15 protein-coding genes are annotated in these 19,016 nt (G+C 74.6%); 4 read left to right on the forward strand and 11 right to left on the reverse strand.

Going from position 1 to position 19,016, the window contains the following annotated elements; all coding sequences use genetic code 11:
- Window positions 1-2 precede the first annotated feature (2 nt).
- Complete coding sequence (locus FIP57_RS08400) at window positions 3-512, forward strand: DUF488 domain-containing protein (RefSeq protein ID WP_148573098.1); 510 nt, start codon at window positions 3-5, stop codon at window positions 510-512.
- 415 nt (window positions 513-927) lie between these two features.
- Here the strand turns inward: FIP57_RS08400 and hutI are convergent, their stop codons facing one another.
- The 5 genes from hutI to hutH are packed head-to-tail and all read right to left on the reverse strand — an operon-like array spanning window position 928 to window position 7,820.
- Window positions 928-2,082 carry an imidazolonepropionase gene (gene hutI / locus FIP57_RS08405; protein WP_148573099.1) on the reverse strand — a complete coding sequence of 385 codons (1,155 nt, stop codon included), beginning with the start codon at window positions 2,080-2,082 and terminating at the stop codon, window positions 928-930.
- The gene (locus tag FIP57_RS08410) at window positions 2,079-3,416 is read right to left on the reverse strand and encodes a formimidoylglutamate deiminase (RefSeq protein ID WP_148573100.1); all 1,338 of its coding nucleotides are present in this window, start codon (window positions 3,414-3,416) and stop codon (window positions 2,079-2,081) included. Before FIP57_RS08410 ends, hutI begins: the two co-directional genes overlap by 4 nt.
- Window positions 3,413-4,612 (reverse strand): allantoate amidohydrolase, encoded by a 1,200-nt coding sequence (locus FIP57_RS08415; protein ID WP_203231133.1) that lies wholly within the window; start codon window positions 4,610-4,612, stop codon window positions 3,413-3,415. Before FIP57_RS08415 ends, FIP57_RS08410 begins: the two co-directional genes overlap by 4 nt.
- Window positions 4,609-6,264, reverse strand: a complete 1,656-nt coding sequence (gene hutU / locus FIP57_RS08420) for a urocanate hydratase (protein ID WP_148573101.1) — start codon at window positions 6,262-6,264, stop codon at window positions 4,609-4,611. The genes FIP57_RS08415 and hutU overlap by 4 nt, the downstream gene beginning before the upstream one ends.
- A gap of 26 nt (window positions 6,265-6,290) precedes the next feature.
- Window positions 6,291-7,820 carry a histidine ammonia-lyase gene (hutH, locus tag FIP57_RS08425; protein ID WP_203231134.1) on the reverse strand — a complete coding sequence of 510 codons (1,530 nt, stop codon included), beginning with the start codon at window positions 7,818-7,820 and terminating at the stop codon, window positions 6,291-6,293.
- Window positions 7,821-7,915: 95 nt separating this feature from the next.
- Here hutH and FIP57_RS08430 point away from each other — a divergent pair, with 95 nt between their 5' ends.
- Window positions 7,916-8,668 (forward strand): IclR family transcriptional regulator, encoded by a 753-nt coding sequence (locus FIP57_RS08430; RefSeq protein WP_148573103.1) that lies wholly within the window; start codon window positions 7,916-7,918, stop codon window positions 8,666-8,668.
- A 5-nt stretch (window positions 8,669-8,673) separates the two neighbouring features.
- Here FIP57_RS08430 and FIP57_RS08435 read toward each other — a convergent pair whose 3' ends face one another.
- Window positions 8,674-9,210 (reverse strand): AMIN-like domain-containing (lipo)protein, encoded by a 537-nt coding sequence (locus FIP57_RS08435; protein WP_148573104.1) that lies wholly within the window; start codon window positions 9,208-9,210, stop codon window positions 8,674-8,676.
- 90 nt (window positions 9,211-9,300) lie between these two features.
- Window positions 9,301-11,439 (reverse strand): MMPL family transporter, encoded by a 2,139-nt coding sequence (locus FIP57_RS08440; RefSeq protein WP_238993362.1) that lies wholly within the window; start codon window positions 11,437-11,439, stop codon window positions 9,301-9,303.
- A 198-nt stretch (window positions 11,440-11,637) separates the two neighbouring features.
- Here FIP57_RS08440 and FIP57_RS08445 point away from each other — a divergent pair, with 198 nt between their 5' ends.
- On the forward strand, window positions 11,638-14,154 hold the full coding sequence (locus FIP57_RS08445) for a zinc ribbon domain-containing protein (RefSeq protein ID WP_148573105.1): 2,517 nt from the start codon (window positions 11,638-11,640) through the stop codon (window positions 14,152-14,154).
- A 121-nt stretch (window positions 14,155-14,275) separates the two neighbouring features.
- Here FIP57_RS08445 and FIP57_RS08450 read toward each other — a convergent pair whose 3' ends face one another.
- Window positions 14,276-14,494: a BldC family transcriptional regulator gene (locus FIP57_RS08450; RefSeq protein ID WP_148573106.1), complete on the reverse strand. Its 219-nt coding sequence runs from the start codon at window positions 14,492-14,494 to the stop codon at window positions 14,276-14,278.
- Between the two features lie 316 nt (window positions 14,495-14,810).
- Between FIP57_RS08450 and FIP57_RS08455 the strand changes: the two genes are divergently transcribed.
- The gene (locus FIP57_RS08455) at window positions 14,811-15,926 is read left to right on the forward strand and encodes a Glu/Leu/Phe/Val family dehydrogenase (RefSeq protein ID WP_275266151.1); all 1,116 of its coding nucleotides are present in this window, start codon (window positions 14,811-14,813) and stop codon (window positions 15,924-15,926) included.
- Window positions 15,927-15,991: 65 nt separating this feature from the next.
- Here the strand turns inward: FIP57_RS08455 and FIP57_RS08460 are convergent, their stop codons facing one another.
- From FIP57_RS08460 to purF, 3 genes are all read right to left on the reverse strand, one after another.
- Entirely contained in the window at window positions 15,992-16,189 is a 198-nt protein-coding gene (locus FIP57_RS08460) for a DUF3073 domain-containing protein (protein WP_148573107.1), read from the reverse strand.
- Between the two features lie 157 nt (window positions 16,190-16,346).
- Window positions 16,347-17,414 carry a phosphoribosylformylglycinamidine cyclo-ligase gene (gene purM, locus FIP57_RS08465; RefSeq protein WP_148573108.1) on the reverse strand — a complete coding sequence of 356 codons (1,068 nt, stop codon included), beginning with the start codon at window positions 17,412-17,414 and terminating at the stop codon, window positions 16,347-16,349.
- A gap of 10 nt (window positions 17,415-17,424) precedes the next feature.
- Complete coding sequence (gene purF, locus FIP57_RS08470; protein ID WP_148574100.1) at window positions 17,425-19,002, reverse strand: amidophosphoribosyltransferase; 1,578 nt, start codon at window positions 19,000-19,002, stop codon at window positions 17,425-17,427.
- Between the last annotated feature and the right edge of the window lie 14 nt (window positions 19,003-19,016).

Genomic DNA, 19,016 nt, shown 5'->3' on the forward strand with positions numbered 1-19,016 from the left:
GCATGCTGACGTTCGGCCACGGGACGGCATCCCAGGACGAGCTGGTGGAGCTGCTGCGCGGCGCCAGGGTGGAGCGGGTCGTCGACGTACGCCGCTTCCCCGGCAGCCGACGCCACCCGCACGTGGCGACCGACGAGCTCGCGCGGTGGCTGCCGGAGGCCGGCATCGCGTACCGGTGGGAGCCACGGCTCGGCGGCCGGCGCACGGCGCCGGAGGAGTCGCCGGACACCTGGTGGGAGGTGGAGGCGTTCCGGGCGTACGCCGTCCACACGCGCACTCCCGAGTTCACCGACGCCCTCGACGAGCTCCTGGCGGAGGAGGGCACCACCGCGATCATGTGCAGCGAGAGCCTCTGGTGGCGTTGTCACCGGCGGCTGGTCAGCGACGTGCTGGTCCTGATCCGCTCCGTGCCCGTCGAGCACCTCGGCCACGACGGGCGGCGTACCCCGCACCGCCCCTCCGCCGGCGCCCGGGTCACCGACGCCGGCCTGATCTACGACGGTGGTCGTTGAGCTTGTCGAAACCCCTCGAGGTGGTTGAACCGCCCCTCGTGGCGAGCGCGGTTGTGTCGAACCGCCCCTCGTGGCGAGCGCGGTTGTGTCGAACCGCCCCTCGTGGCGAGCGCGGTTGTGTCGAACCGCCCTTCGTGGCGAGCGCGGTTGTGTCGAACCGCCCCTCGTGGCGAGCGCGGTTGTGTCGAACCGCCCTTCGTGGCGAGCGCGGTTGTGTCGAACCGCCCCTTGTGGCGAGCCGGGCCGTCGTACGACGCGCCGGTGTCTCGATGCGTGCACCTGCGCGGACTTTCACGCGGACCGGCGCGGATCCGGTGAAAGCTCGTTCAGCTGCGCGACCAGGGACGCGAGCACGCGCGCCACGAGGGGCGGTTCAACACCCACCACGCGCGCCACGAGGGGCGGCTCGACACGGTCACGACAGCACCTGGTGGACCAGCGGGACGCCGGGGCGGTAGGCGAGGTGGACGTACGACGGGGCGTCGAGCACCACGAGGTGCCCCTTCGCCCCCGGGGAGAGCCGGCCGACGTCGTCGCGGTCGAGGGCACGGGCACCACCCGCCGTGGCCGACCAGAGCGCCTCGGCCGGTGACATCCGCATCTCGCGGACGGCGAGCGCGACGCAGAGCGGCATCGAGGAGGTGTAGCTCGACCCCGGGTTGCAGTCGCTGGCGAGCGCGACGGTGCACCCGGCGTCGAGGAGCCGGCGGGCGTCCGGGTACGGCGACCGGGTCGAGAACTCCACCCCCGGCAGCAGCGTCGCCACCGTGCCGCTGGAGGAGAGCGCGGTGACGTCGTCGTCGGTGAGGTACGTGCAGTGGTCGACCGCGACCAGCCCGAGCTCGCACGCGAGCCGCACCCCGGGACCGGGGCCGAGCTGGTTGGCGTGCAGCCGCCCACGCAGCCCTTTCGCCGACCCCGCGGCCAGCACCGCCCTCGCCTGCTCGGCGTCGAAGGCACCCCGCTCGCAGAACGCGTCGATCCAGCGGGCGTGCGGCGCACAGGCCTCGAGCATGGGGCCGGTCACGAGGTCGACGTACGCCGCGGGGTCGTCGGCGTTCTCGGGCGGCACCACGTGCGCCCCGAGGAACGTCGTCTCCTCCGTGACCTGCCGGGCGAGGGCGAGCGACCGTGCCTCGTCCCCGACCGTCAGCCCGTAGCCGCTCTTCACCTCGACCGTGGTCGTCCCCTGGCGGCGCATCTCGCCGACCAGCCGGATGACGTTCGCCAGCAGCTGCTCGTCGGTGGCGGCACGGGTGGCGGCGACGGTGGTGCGGATACCGCCGGCGGAGTACGGCGTCCCGGTCATCCGGGCCTCGAACTCGGCGCTCCGGTCGCCCGCGAACACCAGGTGGCTGTGGGAGTCCACGAACCCCGGCACGACCGCGCGGCCGCCGACGTCGTACGCCTCGTCCGCCGCCGGCGCCTCGGCCATGCTCCCGACCCAGGTGACGACACCGTCCTCGACCACGAGCGCGGCGTCGCGCAGCAGCCCGATCGGCGAGCCGTCGCCGAGCGCAGGGTCGTTGGTGACCAGCTCACCGACCCCGGTGACCAGCAGCGACGTCATCGGTCCTCCCACAGCCGGGTGACGATCCGGTCGAGCTCCCGGCCGACCTCGGCGGAGTCGCCGGTGGAGACCACGCGGCCGTCGACCACGACGTGGGTGACGTCGGCGGCGGAGGCGGCGAAGACCACGGTGCCCAGGGTGGCACCCGTCCCGGCCGTGCGCGGGCTCGCCGTGTCGAGGGTGACCAGGTCCGCCCGGGCGCCGACCTCGATCCGCCCGGCGTCGGCGAAGCCGAGCGACCGGTGGCCGTCGTACGTCGCCGCCGCCGCCAGCTCCTCGGCGGCCCAGTGGCCGCGCTCCTGGGACACCAGCCGCTCGTCGAGCTCGACGGCGCGCAGCTCCTCGAACGGGTCGACCACGGCGTGGCTGTCCGACCCGACCGACAGCGGCGCCCCCGCGTCCCGGAGCCGCCGGAACGGCCCGACGCCGTCGCCGAGGTCACGCTCGGTCGTCGGGCACGCGCAGACCGTGGTCGCGCTGCTGCCCAGCAGCGCGACGTCGCGGTCGGTGAGATGCGTGGCGTGGACCGCGGTGGTGAGGGGCCCGAGCGCGCCGGCGTCGGCGAGCAGCTCCGTCGGGGTGCAGCCGTACGCCGCGCGGGTCGCCTCGTTCTCCCCGACCTGCTCGGACACGTGCACGTGGAGGGGCGCCTCCCGCCCGGTCGCCCACGACGCCACCGTCGGCAGCGCCTCGCGCGGCACCGCACGCACCGAGTGGATCGCCGCGCCGACCACCACCGCGGAGGCGTCCGGGCGGCGGGCCACGGCCGAGGCGAGCGACTCCGCGCGCTCGGCCCAGATCTCGGCCGTGCCGTCGGAGAACCGACGCTGCACCCCCTCGGGCGGCGCGCCGATCCCCGAGGCGAGGTAGCAGGTGTCGAGCAGCGCGATCCGGATGCCGGCCTCGCGGGCCGCGTCGACGAGGGCGAGCCCCGTCGCGTTCGCCTCCGCGTGCCGGCGTCCGTCGCGGTCGTGGTGGAGGTAGTGGAACTCCCCGACGGTGGTGATGCCGGCCGCGGCCATCTCCCGGTACGTCGCCCGGGCGAGCTCGAACAGGGTGTCCGGGGTGAGCCGGCCGGCGAGGTCGTACATCCGCTCGCGCCAGCTCCAGAAGGTGCCCCGCACCTGGGTCCGGCCGCGGAGCGCCCGGTGGAACGCGTGGCTGTGGCAGTTCGCCAGCCCCGGCAGCGTCAGCCCCGCGAGCCGTACGGCTTCCGCCGGCGTCGCCACCCCAGGCTCGACCGAGGAGAACCGGCCGTCCTCGACCGTGACGAGCACGCCGTCCTCGAGCCGGTCCCCCAGCCACGCACGCTCGAGCCAGTAGCGGTCGCTCATCCGGCCAGCCGTCCGAGGGTGTCGGCGAGCGCAGTGACGCCGGCAAGGCAGTCCTCGACCTCGGCGTGCTCCGCCGGAGAGTGCGAGACGCCGGTGGGGTTGCGGACGAAGAGCATCGCGGTGGGGACCCCGGCCGCGGACAGCACGCCCGCGTCGTGGCCGGCCATCGTGGGGACGACCGGGACACCGCCGAGCCCCTCCGCGATCCTCGCGGCGAGCTCCCCGTCGAACCGCACCTCCGGCGACACCGACTCGGCGGTCACGGTGACCGCGGTGCCGTCGACCGCAGCGTGTCCGGTCGCCCGCCGCTCGACCTCGCCGACCAGGGCGCGGAGCTCCTCCTCGGAGCCGGCCCGCGCGTCCAGCCAGGCGGTGACCCGGGAGGGCACCGCGTTCGTGCCGCCGGGGTGCACGTCGAGGCGCCCGAACGTGGCCCGCGCCTCGGTGCGTCCGGCCTGCTCGCGGGCGGCGAGCACCGTCGCGGCGTAGGTGAGCATCGGGTCGCGGCGGTCCGCCATGCTCGTGGTCCCGGCGTGGTTGGCCTCGCCGGCGAAGTCGAACCGGTAGCGCCCGTGCGGCCGGATCGCGCTCGCCACCCCGACCGCGGCTCCCCGGTGCACCAGATCGCGCCCCTGCTCCACGTGGAGCTCGACGAAGCAGCCGATCCCGTCGAGCAGCGCCGACGGACCCAGCGACGGCTCCAGCCCGGCCGCCGCCATGGCGTCCAGGAGGGCGGTGCCGTCGCGGTCGCGGAGCTCCTGCGCCTGCGTGGCGGACAACGTGCCGGTCGCCAGTCGCGACCCCAGGCAGGCGATCCCGAACCGCGACCCCTCCTCCTCCACGAACACCGCGACCCCGAGCGGGCGCGTGGGGACGAAGCCGCGGTCGCGGAGCACGTCGAGGGCGGCCAGCGCGGAGACCACGCCCAGCGGGCCGTCGTACGCACCGCCGTCGGGCACCGAGTCGAGGTGCGAGCCGGTGACGACCCCGCCGCCTCGACTTCCCTCCGGGCGCCACCAGGCGACCACGTTGCCGTTCCCGTCGCCCTCGACCTCGAGGCCGCGCGCGCGGCACTGCTCGAGGAACCACGCGTGGCACTCCCGCTCGGCGGCGGCGAACGGCAGCCGCGCGTAGCCGCCGGTCCGTGCCGAGCGGCCGACCGGCACCAGGTCGCGCCACATCGCCTCGAACGTCATCGGGCCATCGGGACCTGCAGCCCCTGCTCCTCGGCGACCTCGACCGCCCGGTCGTACCCCGCGTCGACGTGGCGCAGCACGCCGGTGGCCGGGTCGTTGGTGAGCACCCGCTCGATCTTGCGCGCCGCGAGCTCGGTCCCGTCGGCGACGGTCACCTGGCCGGCGTGGATCGACCGGCCCATCCCGACGCCGCCGCCGTGGTGGATCGAGACCCACGAGGCGCCCGAGGCGGTGTTCACCAGCGCGTTGAGCAGCGGCCAGTCGGCGATCGCGTCGGAGCCGTCGGCCATCGCCTCGGTCTCGCGGTAGGGCGAGGCCACCGAGCCGCAGTCGAGGTGGTCCCGCCCGATCACCACCGGCGCCTTGAGCTCGCCCGAGGCGACCATCTCGTTGAACCGCAGCCCGGCGAGGTGGCGCTGGCCCGCGCCGAGCCAGCAGATCCGCGCCGGCAGCCCCTGGAATTGCACCCGCTCCTGGGCCATCGTGATCCACTTCCGCAGCCGCTCGTCCTCGGGGAACAGCTCGAGCACCGCCCGGTCGGTGGCCGCGATGTCGGCGGGGTCGCCGGAGAGCGCCGCCCAGCGGAACGGCCCCTTGCCCTCGCAGAACAGCGGCCGGATGTACGCCGGCACGAACCCCGGGAAGTCGAACGCCCTGTCGTAGCCGGCCTTCCGCGCCTCGTCCCTGATCGAGTTGCCGTAGTCGAACACCTCGGCCCCGCGGTCCATGAACCCGACCATCGCCTCGACGTGGCGCGCCATCGACTCCTGCGCCCGCTTGGTGAACCCGACCGGGTCCGCCTCGCGCTCGGCGGCCCAGTCCTCGAACGCCACCCCGACCGGGAGGTAGGAGAGCGGGTCGTGGGCGCTGGTCTGGTCGGTGACCACGTCGATCGGCGCCCCGCGGTCGAGCAGCTCGGGCACCAGCTCCGCGGCGTTGCCGAGCACGCCGATGGAGAGCGGCCGGCGCTCGTCGCGGGCGGCGACAGCGAGCTCGAGCGCGTGGTCGAGGGAATCGGCGCGGACGTCGAGGTAGCGGTGCTCGATCCGCCGGGCGATCCGGCCGTCGTCGCACTCGATGCAGATCGCGACACCGTCGTTCATCGTGACCGCGAGCGGCTGGGCGCCGCCCATCCCGCCGAGCCCGGCGGTGAGCGTGATGGTCCCGGCGAGCGTGCCGCCGAATCGCCGGTCCGCCACGGCGGCGAACGTCTCGAAGGTGCCCTGCAGGATCCCCTGGGTGCCGATGTAGATCCACGAGCCGGCCGTCATCTGGCCGTACATCGTCAGCCCGAGCTCCTCCAGCCGGCGGAACTCCTCCCAGCTCGCCCAGTCCCCCACGAGGTTCGAGTTGGCGATCAGCACCCGGGGCGCCCACTCGTGGGTGCGCAGGACGCCGACCGGCTTGCCGCTCTGCACGAGGAGCGTCTCGTCGTCGGCCAGCGTGGTCAGCGTCCGGACGATCGCGTCGTACGCCGGCCAGCTGCGCGCGGCCTTGCCGGTCCCGCCGTACACCACCAGGTCCTCGGGCCGCTCGGCGTTCTCCGGGTCGAGGTTGTTCATCAGCATCCGCAGCGGGGCCTCGGTCTGCCAGCTGCGAGCGGTGAGCTCGGTGCCTCGTGGGGCCCGGATCGTCCGTCCCGACTTCTCCATCAGTTTCTCCTCAGTGTGACCAGAACTCAGTGGAGCGGCCCGGTGACCGACTCGGCAGCGTCGACGACGGCGCCCGAGGTGACGAGCGAGACCGCGTGCTCGATCTCCGGCGCGAGGTGGCGGTCGGGGCCGGGGCCGCCGACTCCCTCGCGGAGCAGCGCCACCACGGCGGCGGTGGCCGGCGAGGGGGCGAGCGGCGCGCGCAGGTCCAGCGCCCGGGCGGCGGTGAGCAGCTCGACGGCGAGGACGCGTCCCAGCCCGTCGACGGAACGGCGCAGCTTGCGGGCGGCCGCCCACCCCATCGAGACGTGGTCCTCCTGCATGGCGGAGGACGGGATCGAGTCGACGGAGGCCGGGACGGCGAGCCGCTTGAGCTCGGAGACGATGCCGGCCTGGGTGTACTGCGCGATCATGTGTCCCGAGTCGACCCCTGGGTCGTCGGCGAGGAACGGCGGGAGCCCGTGGCTGCGTGCGGGGTCGAGGAACCGGTCGGTGCGCCGCTCCGAGATCGACGCGACGTCGGCGACCGCGATCGCGAGGAAGTCCAGGACGTAGCCGACCGGGGCGCCGTGGAAGTTGCCGTTGGACTCCACTCGTCCGTCGTCGAGGACGACCGGGTTGTCGATCGCCGACGCCAGCTCGCGCTCCGCCACTCGGAGGGCGTGCTCCCAGGTGTCCCGGGCCGCCCCGTGCACCTGCGGCGAGCAGCGGAGCGAGTAGGCGTCCTGGACGCGGTTGCACTCGGGGCCGCGGTGGCTCGCGACGATCGCGGACCCGGCCAGGAGTCCTAGCAGGTTGGCCGCCGAGTCGGCCTGGCCGGGGTGCGGCCGCAGCGCCTGCAGCTCGGGGGCGAACACCCGGTCGGTGCCGAGCTGCGCCTCGACCGACATCGCGGCGGCGACGTCCGCGGTGCGCAGCAGCCGGCGCAGGTCGTGGAGGGCGAGCACCAGCATCCCGAGCATCCCGTCGGTGCCGTTGATCAGCGCCAGCCCCTCCTTGGCCACCAGCTCGACCGGCTCGAGCCCCGCGGCGCGCAGCGCGTCGGCAGCGGGGACGCGCTCGCCGTCGGGCGTCCGCACGTCGCCCTCGCCCGTCAGCGCGAGCGCGCAGTGCGCCAGCGGGGCGAGGTCCCCCGAGCAGCCGAGGGAGCCGTACTCGTGGACGACCGGCGTGATCCCCGCGTCGAGCATCGCGGCCAGCGCCTCCGCGGTGGAGAGCCGCACGCCGGTGTGCCCGGTGGCCAGCGTCGACAGCCGGAGCAGCATCAGGGCCCGGACGACCTCGCGCTCGACCTCGGGGCCGCTCCCGGCGGCGTGCGAGCGGACCAGCGACCGCTGGAGCTGCGCCCGCCGGTCGGCGGGGATGTGCTTCGTCGCCAGCGCCCCGAACCCCGTCGAGATGCCGTACGCCGGCGTGGCTTCCTCGGCCAACGCGTCCACGGTCTTGCGGGCGCGCTGGAGGGCGTCACGGGCGTCCGGCCCGAGTTCGACGCGGGCGTCCTCGCGCGCGACGGCGACCACCTCCTCCGGCGCGAGGGGTCCGGTCCCGACGGTCACGGTTCGACGTTCTGCCACCCCTCCATGAGACGCCGCCGAGGTGGCCGCCGCCAGGGCGGTGGACCAGCAGCCGTCTCGTATCCGAGACTCGGTCCATGTCCCACGTCCCGGCTGCCACCCGCGCCCTCCGGGTGCTCCGGTTCCTCGCCCGGCAGCCGGAGCCGGTCACCCTCGACCGGCTGGCCCGCGAGCTCGACGTGCCGCGCAGCAGTGCCTACCACCTCGTCGGCGCGATGATCGCCGAAGGGTTCGTGGTGCACCTGCCCGAGGAGCACCGTTACGGGCTCGGGCTGGCGGCGTTCGAGGTGGGCAGCGGCTACACCCGCCAGGAGCCGCTGCAGCGGATCGCGCGCCCCCACCTGGCGGCTCTCGTCGACGCGGTCGGCCAGTCGGCGCACCTCGCGGTGCTGCACGGCCGGGAGGTGCTCTACGTGGTGGAGGAACGCGCCCCCGGTCGGCCGCCGCTCGTCACCGACGTCGGCGTCCGGCTCCCCGCCCACCTGACCGCCAGCGGCCGGGCGATCCTGGCCGCGCTGCCGACCAACCAGGTGCGGGCGCTCTACCCCGACCGGAGCGCGTTCGTCACCCGCGGCCCCGACGGACCCTCCTCGCTGACCGCGCTCCGCCAGCTGCTCACCGAGACACGGCGGCGGGGATACGCCTTCGAGGACGGCGAGATCACCCCCGGCTTCGGCTCGGTGGCCTCACCGGTGCTCGACCACAACGAGCACCCGGTGGCCGCGGTCGCGATCACCGTCCCCGGCGACGCCGACCAGCCGAGGCTCGTGGCCGGTGCCCGGCGTACGGCCGAGCAGGTGAGCCGACGGCTCGGCGGCGCCCGGCGCTGACGCGGCTACTGCGGGTGCTTGAAGTCCAGCACCACGCGGCTCGGCCGGGACAGCGTGAAGACCCGGAACGGCTTGCTCCGCACGCCGAACCCGAAGACCACGTCACCCTCGAAGTCGCTCATGAAGGTCATCGCCCTCAGCGTCGGCAGCCCGATCTTCCGGTGCCGCGGCCCCTCGTAGAGGCTGTGCCCCTTGTGGTCGAACGTGCGCGCGGGCCGGAGCACGAGCTGGAACTTGTGCCGGCCACGGATCCGCACGGTCTCGCCGGAGCCGTCGCGCACGAGCGTGCGGACGTGGGAGGCGTGGTACCCCGGGCTCCTCCGTCCCCTCAGGTCGACGACGACGCGGTCGAACGTGGGGTGCTCGGCCCAGCGCAGGTCGACGACCTTCGCGACCTTGGCACGTGGCTTCTCCACGACGACGGGGTCGGTGCCGAACGCGGGGGCGGCCTCGGCCGGGGCGACGAGCCCGAGCGAGCCGACGGCGACCGCCGTGGCGAGGGCGGCGCCGAGACGGGTGGCGGGTGCAGTGCGACGGTGCATGATGACCTCCTGGGTTGTTGGACGTCCTCCGGTGCAGTCGGGTTGTCCTGGGCTCGCGAACCAGCCCGACCGCACCGGATGAGGCGCCCCTTACTGCTGCGCGGCGAGCTCGCGCTCCTCCTCGACCGGGGGTGGCGGCTCGGGGGTCTCGCCCTCGCGCCGCCAGAGCGCGCTCGGCCACCACATCCACCGGCCGACGTCGAGGTTCAGCGCGGTGACGAGGACCGCGCGGACGACGATCGTGTCCAGCAGCACGCCGAGCGCGACCGCCATCCCGATCTCGGCGAACGCGACCACCGGCAGGGTCGCCAGCGCCAGGAAGGTGCCGGCGAGCACCAGCCCGGCGGAGGTGATCACGCCGCCGGTCGCGGAGAGCCCCACCAGCGCACCGCGCCGGGTGCCGAGCTCCTTGGCCTCCTCGTGGACCCGGGTCATCAGGAAGATGTTGTAGTCGATGCCCAGGGCGACCAGGAACACGAAGACGAACAGCGGCAGCCCGGGGTCGGCGCCCGCGAACCCGAAGACGTGCTTGAACAGCAGCGCCGACAGCCCGAGCGCCGCGAAGAACGACAGCACCACGGTCGCGATCAGCAGCACCGGCGCGACGACCGCCCGGAGCAGCCCGGCCAGGATCAGGAACACCACGACGAGCACCGCCGGGATGATCACCTTGTTGTCCCGGTCGGCCGCCTGGAGGATGTCCTCGGTGATCGCGGTGCCGCCGCCGGCCTGGGCGTTCGCGCCCTCGACGTCGTGGATCCGGTCCCGGACCCGGAGCACGGTGTCGCGGGCGGCCTCGGTGTCGGCCGGGTCGGCGAGGGTGGCCGCAATCCAGGCGGTGCCCTCCTTCTCCACCGGCGGCGCCACGGAGGCGATCCCCGGGGTGTCGGCGACGACCCGGGCGACCTCCTCGGCCGCCTGCGGCGTGGTCACCACGTCGACCGGCTGCCCCGAGCCGGCGTCGAAGTGGGCGGTGACGACCTCCTCGCCCTGCACCGCCTCCGGCTTGCCGTAGAACTGGTCCTGCTGCCGGAGCCCCGTCGCGTCGAGCTGGACGACCGCGAACGTCGCGAGCAGCAGCACGACCGACGTCGTCACCCAGGTGGCCCGCGGGCGGCGGGCGATCGTGCGGCCGACGCGGCCCCAGAGCCCGCGCTCGGCCGGGTCCTGCGAGCCGTACGCCGGACGCTTCGGCCAGAACACCCAGCGGCCGCAGATCACCAGCAGCGCCGGGAGCAGCGACAGCATCACGAGCAGGCCGACGCCGATGCCGATCGCGCAGACCGGGCCGAGGCCGGAGGTGGAGTTCATGCTCGCCAGCAGCAGGCAGAGCATCCCCGCGATGACGGTGGCGCCGGAGGCCCAGATCGCCGGACCGGCGCGGTGCAGCGCGAACGCCATCGCCTCGTGGCGGTCCCGGTGGCGGCGCAGCTCCTCGCGGTAGCGGGCGACCAGCAGCAGCGCGTAGTCCGTCCCGGCCCCGAAGACCAGGACCGTGAGGATGCTCTGCGACTGGGCGTTGACGGTCAGGTCGGCGTACTCCGCGGCGAAGTAGACCACCGCCTGCGCCGCGAACAGAGCGACCCCCGCCGAGACCAGCGGCAGGATCCACAGCACCGGGCTGCGGTAGGTGAACAGCAGGATCACCACGACGACCGAGGCGGCGATGCCGAGCAGCCGGCCGTCGATGCCGGAGAACGCCTCGGCCGAGTCGGCGGCGTAGCCGCCCGGGCCGGTGATGTAGTGGTCGAGCCCCTCCGGGCCCGCCTCGACGACGGCCCGCACCTCGTCGACCACCTCGCCGAGGGTCTCCCAGCCGCCGTCGCCGGCGTCGATCGGCACGATGACCTGGATCGCCTCGCCGTCCTCGGACGGGATCGGCCCGACCGAGTCGCGGAGCACCGCGTCGATAGCGTCGATCTCCGCGACCTGCTCCTCCACCGCGGCCAGGTCCTCGGGGGTGACCCCGCCCTCGCGCTCGTAGACGATCAGCGTCGGGATCTCGTTCTGGGACTGGAACGGCGCCATCCGGTCGAGCACCTGCGTCGACTCGGCCTCCTGCGGCAACCAGGCGAAGCTGTCGTTGGACTGGACCTCCGTCAGCTTGCTCGCCGGCGCCATCGCGGCGGCCACCACGAGCAGCCAGAACACGGCCACGACCCACTTGGTCCTCCGCCCGCTGGGCAGCCAGGCCAGCCGGCCCACGTCCGAGATGCGGATGTTGGTCACGTCGTCGTCCTCTCGCGCGGCCCCCGCACCTTCGAGGCTGAACCGGGGTCGGGCCGGCGACAACCGGAGAAGGTCCCGATCGGGACATCGGCGCGGAACAGGTCCAGAGGGCCCGGAAAATGAGTTGAGTACTGCTACTCACCGCGCATGAGTGCGGTTCCCGAGGCCCGCGGGGCCGGCAAACGGAACGATGGAGCCATGAGCCGTTTCGCCGACCCGACCCGCTGCCCGAGCTGCGGCACCCCGCTCGCTCCGGGGTCCGCGCTCTGCGGCGCCTGCGGGGTCGACCTCTCCGGACCCCTGGGCCGCGAGCTCTTCGCGACCCTCGTCCACGCCGACTCGCTCGTGACCCGGCTCCGGGCCGCCGTACGCCAGCCGGTCGCCGCCGGGAGCGCGCCGGCACCGAGCACGGCGTCGCTCCCCCCGGCACCCCCGACGGTTCCCCCGCCGCCGCGCGACGTGCTGCGCCCGAGTCGGGCCCCGCAGCTGCTGCTGGGGCTCGGCGCGGTCTGCGTCGTCGTCGCGGCGCTCGTCTTCCTCGCGGTCACCTGGTCCCGCCTCGGCGTCGGCGGTCGTACGGCGGTGCTGGTGCTCCTCACCGCCGCCGCGGGCGTGATGTCGGCCTGGGCCCTCCGCCGCGGGCTCCGCGGCACCGCCGAGGCGCTCGGCTCGGTCGCCGCCGGCCTCTTCGTGCTCGACCTCGTCGGCGCACGCTCGTCCGGGTGGCTCGGCTCCCCGGGCGATGCAGCGTTCGTGGCCGTCATCGGCGCGCTGCTGGTCCCGCTCGGCCTCCTCGCCTCCCTCGCCGCCGCCCGCACCGCCACCCGCCGCCTCACGGTCGGCGAGGCCGCGGCCGCCCTGGGCGCCGCGCTCCTGTCCGGCGGGATCGCCGCCCTCTCCTCCGGTACGGCGGAGCTGCGGCTGCTCGTCGCGGTGCTCGTGGCCGGCGCTGTCACCGGGGTGGCCTGGGTGCTGCGCCGCCGCACTCCGCTCCTCGTGGCGCTCGTCGGCGCGGCCTGCGTCACCGTCCTCACCTGGCTCGCCCTCGTCCTCGCCGGCCTCGACCACCTGGGCTTGACACCGAGCATCGGCTCGGTCGTGGGCGACGCCGACGGGTGGCCCCTGGTCGCGGCCGCGCTCCTCGCCGTCGGCGTGGCCGCCCTCCGCCCGCTGCCGCTCGCGGGCCGGGTCGTCGCCGGCGGTGCGGCGTTCCTCGTCGCGACCCTCGCGGTCGTCGCGCCGGTCCTCGACGAGCCGGAGACGCCGGCGACCGTGGTCGCGGTGCTGGTCGTGCTCGTCGGGGTCGCCCTCCTGGTCGCCGTCCCGCGGCCGTGGGGCGCCGTCGGGCTCGGCGCCGCCGGGCTCGCCGCCGTCGTGGTCGGCGCCCAGGCCGCGCTGCTCGCGATGCTGGTCGGGATCACCGCGGTCGACGCCGCCACCCCGGTGTGGGGCGGCTCGGCGGACGGCCGGCTGCCGGTCGCGGGCGGCGAGGCGATCGCGGACGCCTGGCTGCTGCCGGTCGCCCTGACCGCGCTGGCGGTCGCCGGGGTCGCGCTGGTCTCGTGGCTGGGGGCCGAGGTCGGCCGGCGCTCCGGGACCACGGTCGTCGGCGGCGCGCTGGCCGTCGGAGCGCTCGGCACCCTGGCGCTCACCGACCTTCCGGTCGCGGTGCCGCTCGCGGTGCTGCTCGTCCTGGTGGCCGGCGGTGCCGTCGGGGCCCTGGTGGGCCCGGACCGGCTGCGCGGGGCAGCGGTCGCCACCGGCGCGGTCGCCGCGATCGCCGCGGCGCCGTTCGCCCTCCACCACGAGGTGCTGTCGCTGGCCGCCCTGGTCGTCACGGTGCCCGCGGCTGCCGCCCTCCACCTGCGTCACCGCACGCTCGAGGTCGCGGTGGTGGCCGGCGCGCTGGTCCCGCTCCTCGGCGCCGCGCTGGTCTGGACCGCGGGTGCCGTCGCTGGGCTCCGTGGTGGTCCGGTGGCGCTGGTCGGCCTGCTCGTGACGGCGGCCGTGGTCCTGGGCCGCCCGTACGTCCAGGCCGCGGCGCGGCCCTCCTCCCCGCCGGTCGTGGCGGTCGAGCTCGCCACCGTCGTCGCCATGACCGGGCTGATCGGCGCCGGCCTGGACGTCGAGCAGGGATCGCCGGACTGGCTGGCCGGATACCTCACCGCCGCCGGCGTCACCGCGTCCCTCGTCGCGCTGCTGCGCAGCGACCGCCGCCGCGTCGGCTGGCTCGGCGGGCTGCTGCTGGTCAGCGCCACCTGGGTCCGGCTCGCCGACGCGGGCGTGGACGTCGTCGAGGCCTACACGCTGCCGTCGGCGGTCGCGCTGCTCGTGGTCGGCGCGGTCGCGATGCGCCGGGACCGGGAGCTCTCCACCTTCCGCGCGCTCGGCGCCGGGCTCGGGCTGGCCCTCGTGCCGTCCCTGCTCGTCGTCCTCGAGGAGCCGGTCTCGCTGCGGGCCCTGCTGCTCGGCCTCGGCTGCCTCGCCCTGGTCGTCACCGGCGCGACGCGGCGGTGGGCGGCCCCGCTCACCTTCGGCGCTGCCGTGGGGCTGGCGCTGGTGCTCCGCGAGGCGGGGTCCTACCTGGGCACCGGGGTGCCCCGCTGGGCGCTCATCGGTGGCGCCGGCGCGGTGCTGATCGCGCTGGGCATGACGTGGGAGCAGCGGCTCCGCGACGCCCGGGCCGTGGCCGGCTACGTGCGCGGGCTTCGCTGACGAGGAGGCGTCGGGGCCCTGCCCCGGCGCCGGTCAGTGCAGGTCGCAGTGCCTGTCGCGGGCCCGGATCAGGGCATGCCGAAGGGCGGGCAGTCCCCCTGCCCGCCGCTCGCGTGGTCGGTCAGCCGAGCTCGTCGCCGCGACGCTGCTCCGGGAGCATCCCGGAGAGCAGCTCACGGACCTCGGACTCCCGGTAGCGGCGGTGGCCACCGAGGGTGCGGATCGAGCTGAGCTTGCCCGCCTTCGCCCAACGGGTGACGGTCTTCGGGTCGACGCGGAACATCGACGCGACCTCGGCGGGAGTGAGCAGAGCCTCGGACTCAGGTGGGCGGGTGTTCATTGGCGAGCATCCCCTATGTGTTGGTTTCCCCGATTCGCTGGCGAGCGACCCCTATCACCCGTCAACGCGTCCCTCAGCCTAAGTCAGAAAGGAAAACTAGGACAATGGGTCGATACCTCATGAAGGGGAAGAGGGGACCATAAGCCCAGCCGTCAGGCCCTCCGTCCCGCCGCCCGCGAAACGCCCCGCCACCGGCCCCGCGGCCTAGCATGGAGCACAGGTCGCACACCCTCGCGACCGGCCCGAGCCCCCGCGCGAGCGGGGCGCCACACCTGCCCGCACCACCCCCGCGGGCCGAGACGGAAGGGTCACCACCGTGACCGAGTCGTTCACCGCACCACCCCTCCCCGGCCGCCGCCGAGACACCGGCGCGAGCATCTTCGCCCGGTTCGGCGGCCACGAGCAGGTCGTCCACTGCGCCGACGAGGAGACCGGGCTCCGCGCGATCATCGCGATCCACTCCACCAGGCTCGGCCCCGCCCTGGGCGGCACCCGGTTCCACACCTACCCCGACGAGGGGGCCGCGCTCGACGACGCGCTCGCCCTGTCGCGCGGCATGACCTACAAGGCCGCGGTCGCCGGTCTGGACCTCGGCGGCGGCAAGGCGGTCATCATCGGCGACCCGGAGCAGCTGCGCAGCGAGGCGCTGTTCCGCGCCTACGGCCGGTTCGTCCAGGGGCTCGGCGGCCGCTACATCACCGCCTGCGACGTCGGCACCCGCAGCACCGACATGGACCTGATCGCCCGGGAGACCCAGTTCGTCACCGGGCGCACCGAGGCCGAGGGCGGCGCCGGGGACTCCTCGGTGCTCACCGCGTACGGCGTCTTCCAGGCGATGCGCGCCGCGGCCCTCGTCACCTGGGGCTGGCCGACGCTGCGCGACCGGACCGTCGGGGTGTCGGGCGTCGGCAAGGTCGGCCGCCACCTCGTCGAGCACCTGGTCGAGGACGGCGCCGACGTGGTGGTCACCGACGTCGACCCGCGGGCGGTCGCCGAGGTCGAGCACCGCAACCCCGCCGTGCGCCGGGCGGCGAGCACCACCCAGCTGGTCGCCGAGGAGCTCGACGTGTACGCCCCGTGCGCGCTCGGCGGCGCCCTCGACGACGACGTGGCGGAGGTGCTCCGCGCCCGTGTCGTGTGCGGCGCGGCGAACAACCAGCTCGCGCACCCCGGCATCGCCAAGGTGCTCGCCGACAGGGGCGTGCTCTACGCCCCCGACTACGTGGTCAACGCCGGTGGGCTGATCCAGGTCGCCGACGAGCTCCGCGGGTTCTCGTTCGAGCGGGCGCGCGCCAAGGCCGCCCGCATCCACGAGACCACCCTGGAGGTGTTCCGGGTCGCCGAGGCGGACGGTGTGCCGCCGTCGGTCGCGGCCGACAGGATCGCCGAACGGCGGATCGCCGCGGTCGGTCGGCTCCGCAACATCCGCTAGGAGCGGGTCACCCGGTCACCGGGCACCCGGCGTCGGGCGGCCGTCGCGGCCGCCCGACGCGATCGTCAGTCGCGCTCGCCGGGCGGGCCCGCGTCGGCCCACTCGTCGCTGTCGTCGTCGAGGGAGTCGTCGGGGGTGTTGTCGAAGCTCCCCGCCCCCCCGTGCAGCTCGCGAGCCAGCGCTCCGAAGTCCGTCTCGTGAGTGCGGTACTTCAGGTCGCGGGCAACCTTGGTCTGCTTCGCCTTCGCACGGCCGCGCCCCATAGGGTCGACCCCCTCGCAACTTGGCCGGCGTCAGGAAACCTCGGTCACCCCGCCCTGGTGGATGGCGGTGCGGCCGAGGAGCCATGCGTCCGGTCTACTGATGGTCGTCTCGTGGTGCCAAGGCTACCCGCCCCGTCCCAACTCGCGCACGCCGGCGTCACCAGCCGGGGTGGCTGCCCTCCAGGACGACCGTGCCGCCGGCCCGGTCGGCGTCGTCGGCCGCGCTCACGACCTCGCCGCAGACCCAGCCGTGGACGTCGTGCTCCTCGAGCGTGGCCAGCACCCGGCTGACGTCGTCGGCGTCCACGACCGCGACCATCCCGACACCCATGTTGAGCGTCGCCTCGAGGTCGGGCAGGGGTACGCCGCCCACCTGGCCCACCAGCCCGAAGACCGGGGGCGGGGTCCAGGTGGCGCGCTCGATCCGCACCGCGACCTCCTCGGGCAGCACCCGGGCGAGGTTCGCCGCGAGCCCGCCGCCGGTGACGTGCGACATCGCGTGGGTGCGGGTCTCCCGGGCGAGCGCGAGGCACGCCTTGGCGTAGATCCGGGTCGGCTCGAGGAGCTCCTCACCGAGTGTCCTGCCGAGCTCGGGGACGTCGCGGTCCAGCGCCCAGCCGGCCCGGTCGAGGAGCACGTGGCGCACCAGCGAGTAGCCGTTGCTGTGCAGCCCGCTGCTCGCCATCGCGACGACGACGTCGCCGGGGCGGACCCGTCCGGGGCCGAGGAGGCGGGTCGCCTCGACCACGCCGGTCGTCGAGCCGGCCACGTCGTACTCGTGGGGGCCGAGCAGCCCCGGGTGCTCGGCGGTCTCGCCACCGATCAGCGCGCACCCCGCCTGGACGCACGCCTCGGCGATGCCCTGGACGATCGCCGCGATCCGCTCCGGCACGACCCGGCCGGTGGCGATGTAGTCGGTGAGGAAGAGCGGCTCGGCGCCGCAGACCACGAGGTCGTCGACGAGCATCCCGACCAGGTCGAACCCGATCGTGTGGTGGACGTCCATCGCCTGCGCGATCGCGACCTTGGTGCCGACGCCGTCGGCGCTGGAGGCGAGCAGCGGCCGGTCGTACCCCTTGAGCGCCGAGGCATCGAAGAGCCCGGCGAACCCGCCGATGCCACCGAGGACCTCCGGGCGGCGGGCCTTCTCGACCCACACCTTCATGAGCTCGACGGCCTTGTCGCCGGCCTCGATCGAGACGCCGGCCTCCTCGTAGCTGGTCATCGCCGCGCGCTCAGGGTCGACCGAGGGCGTCGGACGCGCCGCCGGGGAGCCCGACGGTCACGCCCTCCACGTCACGGTGGTGGCGGTGGCGGACCGGCTCGACCGGGATCACCCGCTCGAGCAGGTGCTTGTCGAGCAGCGTCTCGTCGGGCAGCGGGATCGGGTAGGCACCGTCGAAGCAGGCCGAGCAGAGGTTCTCCCGCGGCTGGCCGGTCGCGCCGACCATGTCGTCGGAGGAGATGTAGCCGAGGCTGTCGGCGCCGATGCTCGCCCGGATCTCCTCGACCCCGAGCCCGTTGGCGATGAGCTCGGCGCGGGTGGCGAAGTCGATGCCGTAGAAGCAGGGCCACTTCACCGGCGGCGAGGAGATGCGCACGTGCACCTCGCGGGCGCCGGCCTCGCGGAGCATCCGCACCTGGGCGCGCTGGGTGTTGCCGCGCACGATCGAGTCGTCGACCACGACGAGCCGCTTGCCCCGGATCACGCTCTCGAGCGCGTTGAGCTTCAGCCGGATGCCGAGCTGGCGCAGCGTCTGGGAGGGCTGGATGAAGGTGCGGCCCACGTAGGAGTTCTTCACGAACCCCTGGCCGTAGGGGATGCCGCTGGCCTCGGCGTACCCGACCGCGGCGGGGGTGCCGGACTCGGGCACGGGGATCACCAGGTCGGCCTCGACCGGGAACGCCTTCGCGAGCCGGCGCCCCATCTCGACGCGCGCCTCGTGGACGCTGCGGCCGGCGATGGTGGCGTCCGGGCGGGCGAGGTAGACGTACTCGAAGACGCACCCCTTCGGCGCGGGCTCCGCGAACCGGTGGCTGCGCAGCCCGTTGCCGTCGATGACGACCAGCTCGCCGGGCTCGATCTCGCGCACGACGCGGGCGCCGACGGTGGCCAGCGCGGCGTCCTCGCTGGCGACGACCCAGCCGTTCTCGAGCCGGCCGAGGACGAGCGGCCGGATCCCCTGGGGGTCGCGGGCGGCGTACAGCGCCTGCTCGTCCATGAAGACGAACGAGAAGGCGCCGCGGACCGTCGGCAGCAGCTCGAGCGCGGACTGCTCGATGGTGCGGTCGGGGTCGGCTGCCAGCAGCGTGGTGACCAGGCTGGTGTCGTTGGTCGGGACGACGTGGTTGCTCTGCCGCGACGGGAGGTCCAGCTCGCCGGCGACCGTGGGGAGCTCGTCGACGCGGCGCGCGAGCTCGGAGGTGTTGGTCAGGTTGCCGTTGTGCGCGAGCGCGATCGAGCCGTTCGCCGTCGGGCGGAAGGTCGGCTGGGCGTTGTGCCAGGTGCTCGCGCCGGTCGTCGAGTACCGGGTGTGACCGATCGCGACGTGGCCCTTGAGCGACTCGAGCGTGGCCTCGTCGAAGGCCTGCGACACCAGCCCCATGTCCTTGTAGACCAGGATCTGACGGCCGTTGCTGACCGCGATCCCCGCGGACTCCTGGCCGCGGTGCTGGAGGGCGTAGAGCCCGAAGTAGGTCAGCTTCGCGACGTCCTCACCGGGCGCCCAGACCCCGAAGACACCGCAGGCGTCCTGGGGTCCCTTCTCCTGCGGATCCAGGTCGTGGGTCAGACGGCCGTCGCCAGAGCGCAAGGAAGGCACGGTCG

Origin of the sequence: Nocardioides caldifontis, from assembly GCF_008087345.1 — a bacterium.
GTDB classification, from domain to species: Bacteria; Actinomycetota; Actinomycetes; order Propionibacteriales; family Nocardioidaceae; genus Marmoricola_A; species Marmoricola_A caldifontis.

What these genes read in the sequence shown, in the direction of transcription:
- FIP57_RS08415 (WP_203231133.1), bottom strand. Translation starts at nt 4,612, where the DNA reads ATGACGTTCGAGGCGATGTGGCGCGACCTGGTGCCGGTCGGCCGCTCG.
- FIP57_RS08400 (WP_148573098.1), top strand. Translation starts at nt 3, where the DNA reads ATGCTGACGTTCGGCCACGGGACGGCATCCCAGGACGAGCTGGTGGAG.
- FIP57_RS08435 (WP_148573104.1), bottom strand. Translation starts at nt 9,210, where the DNA reads ATGCACCGTCGCACTGCACCCGCCACCCGTCTCGGCGCCGCCCTCGCC.
- hutI (WP_148573099.1), bottom strand. Translation starts at nt 2,082, where the DNA reads ATGACGTCGCTGCTGGTCACCGGGGTCGGTGAGCTGGTCACCAACGAC.
- FIP57_RS08430 (WP_148573103.1), top strand. Translation starts at nt 7,916, where the DNA reads ATGTCCCACGTCCCGGCTGCCACCCGCGCCCTCCGGGTGCTCCGGTTC.
- FIP57_RS08445 (WP_148573105.1), top strand. Translation starts at nt 11,638, where the DNA reads ATGAGCCGTTTCGCCGACCCGACCCGCTGCCCGAGCTGCGGCACCCCG.
- FIP57_RS08410 (WP_148573100.1), bottom strand. Translation starts at nt 3,416, where the DNA reads ATGAGCGACCGCTACTGGCTCGAGCGTGCGTGGCTGGGGGACCGGCTC.
- FIP57_RS08460 (WP_148573107.1), bottom strand. Translation starts at nt 16,189, where the DNA reads ATGGGGCGCGGCCGTGCGAAGGCGAAGCAGACCAAGGTTGCCCGCGAC.
- hutU (WP_148573101.1), bottom strand. Translation starts at nt 6,264, where the DNA reads ATGGAGAAGTCGGGACGGACGATCCGGGCCCCACGAGGCACCGAGCTC.
- purM (WP_148573108.1), bottom strand. Translation starts at nt 17,414, where the DNA reads ATGACCAGCTACGAGGAGGCCGGCGTCTCGATCGAGGCCGGCGACAAG.
- FIP57_RS08450 (WP_148573106.1), bottom strand. Translation starts at nt 14,494, where the DNA reads ATGAACACCCGCCCACCTGAGTCCGAGGCTCTGCTCACTCCCGCCGAG.